General features: G+C 56.4%; 12 protein-coding genes. 2 read left to right on the top strand and 10 right to left on the bottom strand.

Features of this window, described 5'->3' with window-relative positions; translation table 11 throughout:
- Nucleotides 1-31: 31 nt before the first annotated feature.
- The 8 genes from IAE55_RS23155 to IAE55_RS23120 all read right to left on the bottom strand — a co-directional run bounded on the left by IAE55_RS23155 (nt 32) and on the right by IAE55_RS23120 (nt 10,430).
- Nucleotides 32-967, bottom strand: a complete 936-nt coding sequence (locus IAE55_RS23155; protein ID WP_200633980.1) for a DUF58 domain-containing protein — start codon at nt 965-967, stop codon at nt 32-34.
- A complete protein-coding gene (locus IAE55_RS23150) occupies nt 964-1,953 on the bottom strand; it encodes an AAA family ATPase (protein ID WP_200633979.1) in 990 nt (329 codons plus the stop codon). Before IAE55_RS23150 ends, IAE55_RS23155 begins: the two co-directional genes overlap by 4 nt.
- A gap of 23 nt (nt 1,954-1,976) precedes the next feature.
- The gene (locus IAE55_RS23145) at nt 1,977-3,656 is read right to left on the bottom strand and encodes a phage tail tape measure protein (RefSeq protein ID WP_200633978.1); all 1,680 of its coding nucleotides are present in this window, start codon (nt 3,654-3,656) and stop codon (nt 1,977-1,979) included.
- Between the two features lie 86 nt (nt 3,657-3,742).
- Nucleotides 3,743-4,678, bottom strand: a complete 936-nt coding sequence (locus tag IAE55_RS23140) for an ABC transporter permease (protein WP_200633977.1) — start codon at nt 4,676-4,678, stop codon at nt 3,743-3,745.
- The gene (locus IAE55_RS23135; RefSeq protein WP_076173458.1) at nt 4,675-5,604 is read right to left on the bottom strand and encodes an ABC transporter ATP-binding protein; all 930 of its coding nucleotides are present in this window, start codon (nt 5,602-5,604) and stop codon (nt 4,675-4,677) included. The genes IAE55_RS23140 and IAE55_RS23135 overlap by 4 nt, the downstream gene beginning before the upstream one ends.
- The gene (locus IAE55_RS23130) at nt 5,601-7,973 is read right to left on the bottom strand and encodes a DUF7408 domain-containing protein (RefSeq protein WP_200633976.1); all 2,373 of its coding nucleotides are present in this window, start codon (nt 7,971-7,973) and stop codon (nt 5,601-5,603) included. The genes IAE55_RS23135 and IAE55_RS23130 overlap by 4 nt, the downstream gene beginning before the upstream one ends.
- 365 nt (nt 7,974-8,338) lie before the next feature.
- Nucleotides 8,339-9,238: a formyltetrahydrofolate deformylase gene (purU, locus tag IAE55_RS23125; protein ID WP_200633975.1), complete on the bottom strand. Its 900-nt coding sequence runs from the start codon at nt 9,236-9,238 to the stop codon at nt 8,339-8,341.
- Nucleotides 9,239-9,308: 70 nt separating this feature from the next.
- Nucleotides 9,309-10,430: a deoxyribonuclease IV gene (locus IAE55_RS23120; RefSeq protein WP_200633974.1), complete on the bottom strand. Its 1,122-nt coding sequence runs from the start codon at nt 10,428-10,430 to the stop codon at nt 9,309-9,311.
- Between the two features lie 123 nt (nt 10,431-10,553).
- Between IAE55_RS23120 and IAE55_RS23115 the strand changes: the two genes are divergently transcribed.
- Complete coding sequence (locus tag IAE55_RS23115) at nt 10,554-11,024, top strand: DUF2621 family protein (RefSeq protein ID WP_105446035.1); 471 nt, start codon at nt 10,554-10,556, stop codon at nt 11,022-11,024.
- 198 nt (nt 11,025-11,222) lie between these two features.
- The gene (locus tag IAE55_RS23110; protein ID WP_200633973.1) at nt 11,223-12,128 is read left to right on the top strand and encodes a TIGR01777 family oxidoreductase; all 906 of its coding nucleotides are present in this window, start codon (nt 11,223-11,225) and stop codon (nt 12,126-12,128) included.
- Between the two features lie 17 nt (nt 12,129-12,145).
- Here IAE55_RS23110 and IAE55_RS23105 read toward each other — a convergent pair whose 3' ends face one another.
- Nucleotides 12,146-14,221, bottom strand: a complete 2,076-nt coding sequence (locus tag IAE55_RS23105) for a DUF6382 domain-containing protein (RefSeq protein WP_200633972.1) — start codon at nt 14,219-14,221, stop codon at nt 12,146-12,148.
- 58 nt (nt 14,222-14,279) lie between these two features.
- Nucleotides 14,280-14,786, bottom strand: a complete 507-nt coding sequence (locus tag IAE55_RS23100; RefSeq protein WP_200633971.1) for an A24 family peptidase — start codon at nt 14,784-14,786, stop codon at nt 14,280-14,282.
- Nucleotides 14,787-14,951: the final 165 nt, after the last annotated feature.

Below are 14,951 nucleotides of genomic sequence, written 5' to 3'. Positions count from 1 at the left end.
TGCTTCCCCCTTTCTCTGTAAGCCAAGCTCGTCAGGCAATGACGAGACCTGCCTCCGCCATTACGCCAAACACCGCCTTTTGCAGGCTCATATCTGTCGAAACCCGGATGAAGGTCATACCGCGATCTGCAGCCAGCTTCATCAGGTATTCCTGATACCGTTCAAGCTCGTCTTGGTAGGCCCGTAACACTTTGCCGGTGAAGGCGATATCCTTCCCGGTGCCCAGCTCGCTGTCGACCAGTCTTAGGTCGCCGCTGTAGGCCGGATCGATTTCCTCCGGGGCCAGCACCTGAACGAGTACGACCTCCTGCCCCGCCCCTCTTAGGCGGCTCAGCATCAGCCCGAGATCCTCCTCCCGTTCATCCAGCCAAAAGTCCGAGAAGATCCAGGTCATCCCCGGCAGTCTGGGCATCGCTCCTGGTGCGCCGAAGGCGGCCGCCAGGCTTCCTTCTTCTCCGGGGCCCGCGTCCTGAAAAAACCGAAACAGCCGGTGGGCCGCCCCGCGCCCGCGGAGCACGGGCAGGCGGGCGTCGATCTGGCTGCTGAAGCAGCAGGCCTGCAGCCGTTCGTAAGAGCACAGCGCAACATATCCGATGCTGGCGGCCAGCTGCTTCGCATACCGTAACTTGGAGGGAATCGCTTCATTCCCATTCCCCTCCCGTCCTCGGGTCCCGCCTGCAAAATCCATCGATGCCGAGCAGTCCACGTACAGGCTGACCATCAGCTCCTGCTCGTCCATAAACTGCCGGACGAACGGCTTGCCTGTCCGCGCATACACGCCCCAGTCGAACCGGCGGATGTCATCCCCGGGTGCATAAGGCCGGTAATCGGCGAATTCGAGCGAAGAGCCGAGCAGGCTGGAGCGCCGTTTGCCCTGCAGGGTACCGGCCACACGCTTCGCAGAGCCAAGGCTCATCCGCTCCAGCCGGACCATCCAGTCCGGGGGCAGCAGGTATTCCGCGCTCATTCCTGCCCCTCCGCCCGCTCGAGCATCTCGCGGATCACCTGGTCCGTCGTAATGCCCATGGCCTGGCCTTCAAAGTTCAAAAATATCCGGTGTCGCAGTGCCGGCACCGCGACGGCATGGATATCGCCGGTGGACAGGTGCATCCTGCCTTGGCAGACCGCCCGGACCTTCCCCGCCGAAATGATCGACTGGATGCCGCGCGGCCCCGAACCGAAGCGCACGTACTTCTTGACGCCCTCCGGCGCCGACGCCTCTTCCGGATGGGTCATCATCAGCAGCCTGGCCGCATAATCCAGCACTTCATCGGCGACCAGTACTTCCCTTGCTCCCTGCTGGATTTCCAGCAGCTCAGCGGCACCGGCCTGTTTCCGCACCTCCGGCTGGCGGTTCGTCGTTGTCCGCCGGACGATTTCCTTCAGCTCCTCGCTTCCCGGATACGGCACGAGAATTTTGAGCAGGAACCGGTCCAGCTGGGCTTCCGGCAGCGGATAGGTCCCTTCGTTTTCAAGCGGGTTTTGCGTCGCCAGGACGAAGAACGGCTTCGGCAGAACGTGCGTCTCGCTGCCAACCGTCACCGTTTTCTCCTGCATCGCCTCGAGCAAAGCGCTCTGCGTTTTCGGGGTCGCCCGGTTGATCTCGTCCGCCAGCACGATGCTGCTGAAGAGCGGCCCGCGCTGAAAGGACATCGAAGTCTCCCCCTGACGGCCGAAAGAGATGACCTGCGTCCCCGTAATGTCGCTTGGCATCAAATCCGGCGTAAACTGGATGCGCGAGAACGATAAGTCGAGCGTATCGGCAATCGTGCGGACCAGCATCGTCTTGCCCAGACCGGGAATGCCCTCCAGAAGGGCGTGGCCTCCCGCGAAGATGCACCACAGCATCTGCTCGACGACCTCCTGCTGGCCCACGATCACCTCGGCGATCTGCCCCCGTACCCGGGATATCGTCTCCTTCCAAGCTTCCGGTTGAATTTGCGTATCCAGCATTAACCTTCCTCCTCAATTGTGGATCAGGGATTCGGATTGATTCCCGTAAAATATTCCTCGACCAGACCCTGCATCTGCTGCGGCAGGTCGCTGCGCCCCAGCGACTTTTTAGCCTCGGCCTCATATTCTTTGTACACTTCCTCGTAAGGTCGGCTCGCTCCCTCGACTCCCGGAGCGACGCCGCCTTTCTGGACCGTTCCGCCTCCGCCTTGGATCGGACCGGTGTCCGCCTGCACATTCCCTTTGCCGGCAAACTCGCGCGGCGTCGTCACGAGCTCGCGTCCGCCTTGGCCAAGGCCTGCACCAGGACCCTGACCCTGGCCGGCCCCGCCGCGTCCGGATCCGCCCTGTCCGGCGCCGGAACCGGAGCCGCTTCCGGATCCACTGCCGGATCCCTGGCCTGGACTATTACCTTGGCCCGCCCCGTCAATCGGCTCCGATGGATCGCCTCCGCCGCTGTCCGAAGGCTCGCCCATCCCGGCCGAATCCGCCAGGGCCAGCTGTTCCGCCGCGCCGCCGGTGGCCCATGCATCCGATACGGGCATGCCGGCCGCCGTCATTTGCGAAGCCAGGCCGAGCCCCTGCGACGCCAGGCTTGCGGCCAACGCCGAAGCGGCGTCGGATTGGCTAGAAGACGCCTGGCTCGCGGCAATCGCTTTGGCCAGCTCATCCTCCAGCCCCTTCAAGGCTTCGTCCAGCTTGGAAGGGTCCGTGCCGGCCAGCGCCTGCTCCGCCTTGCTCATCGCTTCCTGAAGGGCCTTGGTGTCCTGTTTCTTCCCGGCCTCTTCGGCCATCTTCTTCAGAGCCTCCCGGAGCTGCTCCTTCTCTTCCGGCGACAGCTTCTGGATCTGCTGCTTCAGCTGGTCCAGCGCTTTTTTCATCGCAGCCTGATCCTTCTGCTCCAGGCTCTTCCCGATGGAAGACAGCTGGGGTGTCTGCTGCATCTTCCGGCCCAGCTCCGACAGGGTCCGCGCCTTCTCTTCCTGCTGTTTGGCCGTCTGCTCCATCGCCTTCATCGTTTTCTCCAGCTGCTCCAAGGCCCGGTCCGGATCCTTGGTCCCGTCCAGTTCCTTTTGCAGCGTCTTGAGGTGGCCGTCCAGCGGTTTTTTCGCCGTCAGATCCAGCTTCTTCGTTTCGAGCTCTTTCACCAGATCATCCGTTTTCTTCCGCTGCTCCTGAACCCACTGCTTCTGCTCCGCCGCCTGGGCAAGCTTGTCATCCATCGGGCTTGGCAGCAGTGCCAGAGCAAGGCATACGGCAAGCCCCCCACCGCAGCCAGCCCACCACTTCGTCAACTTCGGCATTCTCAGCCTTGTCTTCATCTGTGCGGCAAACAGGCGTCCGTATTCGGCCGCCTGGGTCCGCTGCCATCGCGCCGCCGCCGAATCGTTCCCGGCAAAAGACAATGCGGTCACCATCATGTCGCTTCGCTCCGCGCTGCCGCTGGCGAGATCCATCGCTTCAGCCGCTTCCTTCACACGGATGCGGTGCAGCAGCCCGGCACCCAGACCGGCGGCCGCTCCTGCTACCACAAGCCCGGCAGCCGCCAGCTGGTAGAACGGAATCGGCCACAGCCTGGCGGCGAGCAAGAAAAGCAGCGCCGCCGTCAAACCGCAGGACAACCCGTATGCCAAATACCTCAGCATTCTGAAGACCTGCAGACGGGCCCGGGCCCGGTGAATCGCCTGCATGATCCGGTCCATGGTTTTCCACCTCCTTTTTAATGGATAAAATACTCGGCCAGTGTGCTTATAATCCCGTCCTGCTTTCTTTAAATCCCGTCCAGTACTTACTTCACGGGCTCCATCGTTGCTCCGCCATCCGTGCCGTCTGTCTCTGCCTGCTTCCTTCTACGGCGAACCGGGCGAATCCGTCGGATGCTGATCCAGAGCGACACGATGATGACCACGCTGTACACCACCACAAACTCCAGCCACAGCTGAATCGGCGCATCCGCGTTGAGCGTCGTTCCCCGGACGAGGAAAGCCTGTTTGGAAAAGCTCGGTTCGAATAAGCTGATCAGCGCCGCCGCCGGATTCAGGCCTAGGATATAACCAACCCAGGAGTAATCCGGTTGCAGCACGGATTGTGCATTTTGTCTCTGAACCAAGCTCAGGGCGAACAGATACAGCAGTCCCGTCAGCAAAAAGATGCACAATCCAACGCCATAAGTCACGATCACGGAGATCATCGTCCGCTTCAGCAGCGTGGAGAAAAGAACCCCCAGCGATCCCAGCATCAGCATAATGAACAGATAGAACAGGAACAGTGAGACCAGCTGATTCAGGGAGATGCCGCCATACATAAATACGATGCTGTATACCGGCAGCGTCGCTACTACGATCAAGGCCATAAAGCTGAGCGAGGATACCAGCTTGCTCAAAATGATCGTCGACGAGCTCTGTTGGGTGGTAAGCAGCATGCTGAGCGTCTGCTTTTCCCGTTCGCTGCTGATGACTCCGGCCGTCAGAGCAGGTGCCATGAATGCAATCAGCACCAGCTGGGCAAAGCTCAGCACATAGAACATGATCTGGCCCATGCCCGAGTTGAATCGGGTCTGCCCGCCGCCGTTCCCGAGGTACATGCTGACATAAATAAAGCCCAGGGCGATCAGCCCGAGAACCAAAATATACACCATCAGGGAAATCGCCGACCGGGGGGTCCGCATCCGCAGCCGGAATTCCTTATCCAGCACGGGATTGATCCATTTGCGCGTCCAATTCATGTCGCGGGCCCTCCTTTCGTAATTTCGAGGAATACGTCTTCCAGATTGGTCTGCGCTTCGTGAAACGACAGTACGGGGTAACCCCATGTGACGATTCTCTGTAGCAGGGCTCCCTGATCCTCATCTCCGCCGCCGAAATGGACATGGATGCCGGTGTTGTCGGCAAGAACGCCGCTGACGTAAGGTTCGTCCCGCAGCCGTGCCGCAAGCTCTTCTTCCTTATCCAGCGAACGGATGTGCAGCACTTTTTTGACGCGAAGACGATTCTGGATATCGGCCACCCGGCCTTGGGCGACCATTTGCCCGTGCTCGATGACGCCGATTTCATCGACCATTTCCGCCAGCTCGGGCAGGATGTGCGAGGAAATAATGATCGTTTTGCCCATCAGCTTCAGTTCCTTCAAAATTTCGCGCATTTCGATGCGTGCCCGCGGGTCGAGCCCGGATGCCGGTTCGTCGAGAATGAGCACCTTAGGGTCATGCACCAGGCATCTGGCCAGGCACAGCCGCTGTTTCATCCCCCGGGACAGGCTGTCGACGTAGGTATCCGCTTTGTCGCTCAGGTTGACGAGCTCCAGCAGCTGAGGAATCAATTTGTCCCGCTCCCCGCGCGGGATGTTGTAGCTGGCTCCGTAAAAATGCAGGTACTCCGTCGTTTTCAGCTGGTCATAGACCCCAAAGAAATCCGGCATGTAGCCGATTCTTTTGCGGACCTCCTTGGGGTTTTCGGTCACTTCAAAGCCGTCTACCCGTGCGGTGCCCGAAGTTGGCAGCATAAGCGTGGCCAGGATCGACATCGTCGTCGATTTGCCGGCCCCGTTCGGACCGACGAACCCAAAAACCGTTCCCTGCGGAATGTACATATTAATATCTTTTAACGCTTGAAAGCTCCCATAAGTTTTCGTTAAATGTTCAATCTCGATCACGGCTTCTCCGCTCCCTTCAAGCTGATCTCCGGAAGTTTCAACTGGACATGCTCCTGGGCTGTCAGCATCAGTCGAATCCGGCCGCCCGCCAAGTATTGCTGGACGTTCTTTTCAGCCTTCCACTGCTTGGTGGCATCCCAGGTTACCGGGTCCCAGGTCTGTTTGTCATTGTTGAAAATCTGGTATTGCGTTTTCTTCCCGGGGTTGTTCGCACGGAGAGTCAGCACGGCAGAGGCACCCTGCTTCAGCGCAGGCACCGTGTACTCGAAGGTGATACTGCCTTGGTCCATTTCGGTGGTTCCGCTCGGATCTTCATACCATCCCGGTGACGATATTTGAGTAACCTTCGGTTGAATAAACCCGAAAGGAATGTTGAGCTTTCCGTTCTGCGCCCAGTCGATGGAAACGGGCTGTGCCCACAGGTTCAGCTGATTGCCCTCCAGCTTCTTGCCCTCCATGGTGTAGCTGACCAGCGGATCCTTGCTCCAGGCCATCACGTAGGAGCCTGACTGATACCATGCCGTGTTCGGAACCGTGGTCATCAGAATTTCGCGTTCCCGCGTAAATTCGTCCGCCTGGCCTCCGGTCAGGTTGCCAAAGATTTGGTTGGCCATATTATACGGATTACCGGCGGTCGGTTTACTGGCAGCCGACAGCGGTTTGGTTTCCCCTTTGCCGAAGTCGCCGAGCTCAAACAGGCTTCCGCCTAGCGCCAGCACCGCATGATTCAGATTATAGGAAGTGTTGTTCGTCACCTGCCCTCCGATGTTCCCTTTGGCATCCAGCTGGATCTTCACATCGAACTGGCCGACCTTCCGGTTCTCCCGGCGATTGGACCATACCTTCGCGAGGGACCACTGCGGCATATCACTCAAGGTCAATCGGGTCGACTGATCACCGACCTCCACAAAGCTGTTCGAACGGTTCGAGCTGCTGAAAGCCCCGTTGGTCCGATCAACCGTCAGATAGGTATGTGCCGGAAAATCAATCGTGAACTCCCCGCTCCGGGGCGTAAAGAACGCCGAAGCGCTGACCTCCGAGGCATTGCCCTTGCCGTCCAGCTCCAGCATGTTGATGGTATGGGCGAGCTGTTTGGTTTTATCGGCCGCTCCGATCATGTAGACAGTGCCGCTGGCGATAACCGCGATGAGCGGAATGATCCACCAGGCCCATTCGCGCTTGTCTGCCTTTTTCAGAATCCAGTACAGCACCGGCGCCACAATCACAGCATAAATGATGAGCAGCCAGGCCATGACTGGAAAAGACGGCATTTTCAGCGAAGGAAAATAATCCAGTACGTTAATGAGATTGTACATCTGGTTCTGCATCATGTTGAATTTGTTGTTCGGCTGATTGGACAGCGCCAGGTGATCGCGCAGCAGATACGACCACACCGACGGATGGCCGCTCCAGGAAGCCAGCGGTTCCATCGACAAATCGTAGGCTGCATACAGCACGGTGCCCTGCTCGACTTGACGGGAGGCGATGAGCGGCTTGCCGCCGGCCTGATACATGACCTCTCCTCCTTCCACCGGGGAAGCGTCGGAGAGCGTAAGCTCACCGCCCAGCTCCAGCAGCTTGCCGCCCAGCTTGGCGAGCTCCGGAAGGGATGATGCCGTGTAAGTGCCCGTATACTGAACCGGGGCAATCTGCTCGAAAGCGGCCGCCGACTTCGGATATGCCGCACCGCCGGCAAGGACCAGCTCGCCGCCGGAACGCACCCACTGCTCTACGGCTGCGGCCTGCCCTTTGGACAAGGTGTCCGAGGCAAAACGGTTCAGCACGATGACGTCAAGGCTGTCCAGCAGCATCGGATCCTCGGGCAAATCCGTGCCTTTCAGCGGCAGAACGTTCAAGTCATACCCGCTGCTCCGCAGCACGTTTAAAAAATTCATCGTGTCGGGGTCTTCCGAAAGAACGGCCACATTGGAGGCCGTCACAGGCATGCCCTTCAGATAAGGCGTACCGGAGCTGAAGCTGACCCGCTTGCCCTTTTGGAAAGAATTTTTATAAAAGCGGATTTCATTGGTATCCTTGGTGAAGTTGTCCCCCGGAACGCCCATGATGACGACCTTGGCCGTATCCTTCGGCAGTTCGACGTGCTGGACGTAAGTGGCGGGAGCCAGTCCGGTGTCGATCTGAATGACCAGATCTCCGGAAATATCCTGGCTGCTGGTGAGGGTGAATTTGACGGGATTCCAGCTGCCCATTTTCATTTTGCCGTTGTAGCCGATTTCGGTTTTCAGCGAAATGGAAGGGGCATCCTCCGCATGCGCGGTGCCGCCCCATCCAGGCAGGAGCAGCAGCACCCATATGGTAAGTAGTACTGGAAGTAAGATCCGCCTTATGTAACGTCGAAATGATTGCATGATTGTCTCCTCTCTTCTCTCAGGCTTCTTTGGTCATTCTACTATAGGGATGCGGCAAAATTGGTAAAATATTTTCATAATTTTGGATAAATTGTCCGGACTGGGCTAAATCGACAAAAAAATCCCGCTCTATGAAGAGCGGGACGGACATACCTACAGCTTGATGCGCACGGTGATCCCCATAGCTCTATGTCATTCATCCTATTGACGAACGCGATGGGGTCAAACCCTGCATCCTCGTCACATCTCCTGAAAACTAGCGAGCCGCTTCTCGTACGCAAAAGCCTTTATTCATTTTTTCAATGATTCATAGATACTGGCTGCCTGCGCTATAGTTCGCGCCAAGGGTGCCTGTCTATTGCGGGTTACCCGTTAAAAACGACCGTCTTGTTCTCATGCACCAGAATGCGGTCCTCGATATGCCATTTCACCGCACGCGCCAGCACGACACGCTCGATCGTCCGGCCGATCCGCTTCAACTCGCTGACATCGTCGCGGTGGCTGACCCGCTGAACGTCCTGCTCGATGATCGGTCCTCCATCCAGCTCCTCCGTCACGTAGTGCGCGGTCGCCCCGATGATCTTCACCCCGCGCTGATAGGCTTGGGCATACGGTTTGCCGCCGACGAATGCCGGCAGGAACGAATGGTGGATGTTGATGATCCGGTTGCGGTAATGCTCGATAAAGAACGGTGAAACGATCTGCATATACCGGGCGAGGATGATCACGTCGATGTCACTGCCCACGACTTCAAGCTGGCGCTGCTCCGCTTCCTTCTTCGTATCCGCCGTCACCGGAATGTGATGGTACGGAACGCCGAACGATTCCACATATTCCTTCATATCCGGATGGTTGCTGACCACCATGGCGATTTCGGCATCCAGGTCGCCGGCCTGCCACTGCCACAGCAGCTCGACCAGACAGTGGTCTTCCTTGGATACGAAAATGGCCAGCTTCTTCTTACGGCTGACGTTCTGCATTTTCCAATCCATCCGGAAGGTCGATGCCACTTCGCTGAATTGGCTTTCCAGCTCCGGCTGCCTCTTCTCCAGCTCCGGCAGGTCGAATTCAATGCGCATAAAGAACATGCCGCCTTCTGGATCCATCGTATATTGGTCCGACTGGACGATATTCGCGCCGTGTTGATGCAGAAAATGCGATACCGCCGCCACGATTCCCGGTCCGTCCGGACACGAAATCAGCATTCTTGCGCGGTTGGCGTGCGCACTTCCCGTGTTGTTTTCTTTTTTGACATGCAATTCCATGTGTAAATCCATTCCTCTCTCTCGTGTTCTCTCTCTTGAACCGTATGGCCCCTCTGTGATTCCGTTCGGCTTACGCCAAAATCCCTTTACCCGCAAACCAAGCGGTCAGGCGCAGATTGATCTGCTCCTCGCTGAGCTCAGGGAACAGTCCCGCTTCGATAATCATGTCGTACAGACGCTCCATCGGCTCGCGCGGATCTGCCTTCTTCGCCTTGGCGTCGGTTTTCAGCACATTCCACACGTCCAGCACATATTGGCGTGGATCGACTTCCTGTTTGTCAAAGAAGGAATGCAGCTGTTCAACCTGGCCGAGGAACTCAGAGCCGAAGCGTTCGACGACATTGCCGCGAAGCAGCGCAATCTCCACCTCGTACATCGGCCGCTGCGTCTTCGCATCCTTGCCGATCCACGGCGTTTCCAGAATGAACGGGAGCCCTTGCAGCTTCTCGTGGTGGACAACGCGGTTGATGGCATCAAAGCCGATCCAGCCGGATCCGATTGGCGTATGACGGTCTTTGGCGGCGCCGCGCGGATTTTTGCTGTCATTGATATGAACAACGCCGATCCGATTCAGACCGATGATCCGGTCGAACTCTTCCAGCACGCCATCAAGGTCGTCCACGATATCATAACCTGCGTCATGAATGTGGCAGGTGTCCATGCAGATCGTCAGGCGTTCGTTGTGCTTCACCTTGTCGATCATGCGGGCGATTTCGTCGAACGTGCGTCCCATCTCCGTGCCTTTGCCGGCCATCGTCTCCAGCGCGATATGAACCTCCGTCTCGTTGGTTCCGTCGAGCACTTCATTCAAGCCGTCGGCGATGCGCTGAATGCCGTATTCGGCATCCATGTCGGTGTAAGCGCCGGGATGCAGCACGATGTTTTTGACCCCGATGGCATGGGTCCGGCGGATTTCCTCCTGCAAAAAGTTTACGGCGAGCTCAAACGTATTCGACTTATAAGAGCCGAGGTTAATAATGTAAGGCGCGTGAACGACGATTTCGTCGATACCGCTCTCTTTCATTTGGGCTTTGCCTTCTTCGATGTACATCGATTCAATGGGCTTACGCCGCGTATTCTGCGGTGCGCCCGTATATATCATAAACGAACTCGATCCATAGGTGTCCGCTTCTTTGGTTGCAGTTAACAGGCCCTTGTCCGAAAAGGACACGTGAGAACCAATTTTGAGCATGGTTTATCCCCCTTAAACGAATTATCCCTTATTTTATCGTGGATAATGAAATAAATCTATAAATGCGTTATAATTCTAAAGAATGGAATATAACTGCGATAAACGATTTATAGAGGTGACAATATGCATAGTTCACTGGGCACAAAGTTGCTGACTGCAACGGCGCCGTCCAACACGTTTATGAATTCCATATTTGTGTGGGCCATCATTTTGCTTGTGTGCATGGTGATCGGCGGATATTTTATGATCCGCAAATTTCTGAAGGTGCTGCCGAAGAATGACGGCAAGTCCAAGCTGGACTGGCAGAATTACTGGGTCGAAACCAGCCGGCATCTGTGGACGGACGAATCCAAGGCGTTTCTGGACAAACTAGTGAAGCCGGTACCGGGTCCCTTCCGGGATATTGCCAAGCATTCGATTGCAGCCGAAATCGGAAAAATTGCGGTGGAGAGCGGAGCCAAGGAAGTGACGCAGGATCACTGCATCCAAGGATATATCAAAGCAACGCCAAAACGGGACAATAAATTCCTGGTGGCCTTTCTGAACAAGAACCAAATTGACTATACGCCTTACAAGCATCTGATGGACGAATAATCCGCAGCTTGGACCGGGTTTTCAGGACCTTTTCCAAAGACCCGGGAACGAGAAATAGAATAGCGCTTTATAGAAGGAACACCCCCGTGCAGGAGTGCTCACATTGAAGAAATGGGTTCATTTCGACAGTCTGATCTCTGCCGGGGGTTATTTATATACATATCATAAAATGAGATCAACTTCGGAGGAGAGGATCGGATGAGAGTCGCCATTTGCGGAGGAACCGGCTTTATCGGCAGCGCGCTGTCGAAGCATTTGCTCAAAAACGGACATGAGGTGACTGTTGTCACCCGCAAGCTTCCGCCCGATCATAAACGCGACCCTAGGCTGGTGTTGTATACGTGGAATGAAATTGCGAGCCATCCTGAATTGATGGAGGGCATGGATACGCTGGTCAATTTAGCCGGTTCTTCATTAAGCCAGCGGTGGACCGCCAAGGCAAAGGACAGCATTATCCGCTCTCGCCTCAATACCGTAGCTGCCGTCGCCAAGCTTGTGGAGGAGCTGCACAGCAAGCCCGGGGTCGTCATTCAGGCATCAGCTATTGCCGTCTACGGCACCTCATGGACCGACACCTTTGACGAAAACAGTCCGAAACGGGTTATGGATTTTCCTTCGGATGTCGTCAGCCGGTGGGAAGACGCTGCCGACAGCATCCAGGGCGTACGGCTCGTCAAGCTGCGCATCGGCGTCGTGCTTGGAAATCAGGGAGGAGCCTTCCCGATCATGCGCCTTCCCTACAGGCTGGGGGTCGGCGGCAAAATCGGCAGCGGCCGGCAGTGGCTGTCCTGGATTCATCTGGAAGACATCGTCCGGCTGATCGAGTTTTGCATGACGCATCCGGAGGCCGAGGGTCCGGTGAACGCCACGGCACCTGAACCGGTTACCAACGATCAATTCGGGCAAGCCGTTGGCCGTGCGTATCACCGGCCACATTGGTTTCCGGTACCCGCCGTGATGATGAAGGCCGTTCTTGGCGAACAATCCTTGATCATCTTGGAAGGCCAGCGCATTCTTCCGGCCAAGGCGCTTGAGCTAGGCTTTAAATTCCGGTATCCCCGCCTTCAGGAGGCTTTGAACGACCTTGCCAACAAGCCGGGATGAACGTTCTACAAGGGATCTCAGGATACCTTGAATGTATAGACTCCGCTGATGATGGTAAAAGTGTCCCCGTCCTTCAGCGGATACTCCTTGTAGGGCACCATAGGCTCTCCATGCAGCTTGGTTCCGTTGCGGGAGCCCAGATCCTTGATCAGGTAGCCGCCGTCCTTGCCTCTGGCCAGCTCGACATGCGCGCGTGAGGTGCCTGTGGAGGCTTCTACATACTGGGCAACCTCTTCCGACCTTCCGATCACGAAGTGCGGCAGCTTCAACTCGATCCGTTCAGAAGGGCGCCCCTGCTCACCTTCGCGAATCAGATAATAGCCGGGACTGCCGGAGCGATGGCTTTTCCCTCCGGCAGCACCATCCACAGGCGCGGATAGAAGTACAGTCGCATTACTTCGTCCGGTGCCGGACATAGCCTGTCCTTCCTTCAAACGGAAATCGTGTCCGGCGCTTCCATCCGATCCAGCATGCTCGTTAGCCGCACGTTCAACCCCGGCTGCATGGGTAGCCTCAAGGTGGCTCCACAGACGCTGCCGGATGTCCGAATAATGTTCCCGGTCGGCCGGAGTTTCCCGACCTTCCCGTTCCTCCCGACCATCCCGACCATCCCGTCCTTCCTGTCCGATCCCAACTCCGCTCCCCAGTCCTAGCCCCTTATTGTTAGAGCCTACCACCGAGTAGCTAGGCCAACTTGTCTCGCTTGTCCTCTGCCCTCCTCCCCTCAGCTCAATACCTGTTGATGCTGCAAGTAAATCCTGCGAAAACTTCCACTTCCAATCCGGTTCCGCATCATCTGTTCCGTGATCGTCATCATCGCGATCCTTTCGTCTGCTGCCTTTGCCGAACCAGCCGGTCAGCTGCTCCACCTGAAACCGTGGGATTCTCTTTCGTGAAGCCGAATGACGATCATCATCGATTTCACCCGATCCGAAATCCGGGATTTCTCCTTCCATCGCTTGCTGCGCAGAACGGCCCAGCTTTAGCTTTCCAGACCAGCTAAGCCAAGCCGCCACACCAAGCAGAATCGTCAATAAGATACTGATCAGCAGCGAGCTTGTCGTCGGTTTCGGCATATAAATCATCCGCCAGATGACAGCGGCACATAATAGACATCCCAAAGCAATATAAATCTTTCCACCAGACTTTCCGTTTGCTTCCCGCTCATCGTTTGCGTCTAAGGCATCGTCACGGTCCGGACTCCGGTTCCATTGGTCAAACGCTTCCTGAAGCCCGCCCACTCTCGGAAAGGAGTCCCTTTCGGGACTCTGTCGGTCTGCCTGCTGCATCGGCATGGACCGCAGCCGATCCCCTTCGGCTGCCCGGGCATTTGTTCTTGCCGTCTGAAAAGGAACCACGCTGCCCGCTGCAGAGTCTTCTGCTTCTCTTATTCCTTTTCCCGGAACACGACTGCCACCTGGCAACCCTTGTCTGTAAGCCTGCTGAGTATGATCCTGATACCCTTCTAACGCCTGGACTCCTCCCGGATGGTCAGCATATCCATGTCCATCATCCTCCTCGGCGGTTAATAGTTCGAGCAGGAGCTTTTTAAGGCCGGAGACCGAAAAGTCCTCGCCTCCGGTGAATTGAAGCAGTCTTTGAACACCGTTTCCCTTTAGCTCCTGGACCGTGGCCATCAGCCGCGTGACTAATTCCTTCAATCGGATTCGCAGCGGCTTGTCCTGAAACGGCTCCTCCAGTGGAACATAGGTAAAATAAAGCGTTCCCGAGTGCAAGGACCCGTCAACGAAGATGTAATCCTCGTCCAGCACATACTTATCCGGCTGCAGCATGTAAGACTTGCTCTCTTCCAGCGTCCCGGCCACCTGGCACAAAAGCCCGTAATAATCCGGCATGCTGAGCCTCTCTCCTCTCAGCATATGGGACAGCATCTTCTTGCCTGTAATGTCATACTGGAGCGTTACCCTGAGATCCATCTCCTTCAGGCGCAGCGGAAGAAATCTGGCAATCCGGGAGGCCGAAATCATAGATAACTCTATATTGTTTAATTCATCGGGACGGTACCCTTCAGCAGGGCCAATGACCATAAAGGTTCCGTCATGTTGAATAAAGTCACGCGTCAGGGACTCCAAACCGGTGTTCACCTCCAAAAACCATATCTAGGAACTTATCACTTCGTAAACCCGAGAATCACAAATACATGCACGCGCATATAAAGCCAGGCAGCACGGCAAGCATAAACGGAAAATGAAGCTGCTCTTTCCGATTTCCCCTCAAGCTGGTCAGACTCCTTAATACAATAAATCCGGACAGGCTTCCCGCGGCTTGGCGCAGTCGCTTCATTGCGTCCCTCCTCCACAAGGAAATCAACAGCCCGATGATTCCCGCAAAGATGACCGAATAAACCACGCACTGAACCGCAAACAGAGCGCCCATCCAGGCGCCGATCCCGGCAAACAGCTTCACATCTCCGGCTCCGACCGCGCCCATCCAGTACATGACGAGCAATACCAGGAATCCGGCAGCCAGCCCTTTCCCTGCAAACGCGAGCCCGGACCAGCCGTCCCAAATTCCGTGGAAGGTTATCCCCGCGATAATTGCGCTGAAATTTAGCTTATTCGGGATCTTCAACGTCCGGATATCGGTCACAAAAGCAGCGGCAATCAGCACTGCACATCCATATATGGCTGGATTCACGGTACAACCGCCTCCTTTCCCCTTCTTTATGTAGTTGAACTAAACTAACTGTTACCGTAATTACGGTAGAGGTATCGGACACATGAGGTTAAGCAGGCCAAAAAGAGGTTTTTCACGACCCAAACGAGGCTGGTACACCAATTGAGGTAAAACCACCATTTGAGG

It is taken from the genome of Paenibacillus sp. S28 (assembly GCF_016624415.1).
Classification (GTDB): Bacteria; Bacillota; Bacilli; order Paenibacillales; family Paenibacillaceae; genus Paenibacillus_AQ; species Paenibacillus_AQ favisporus.
The sequence above is the reverse complement of the archived record's forward strand: the minus strand, read 5'-3'. Positions and strand labels throughout refer to the sequence as shown.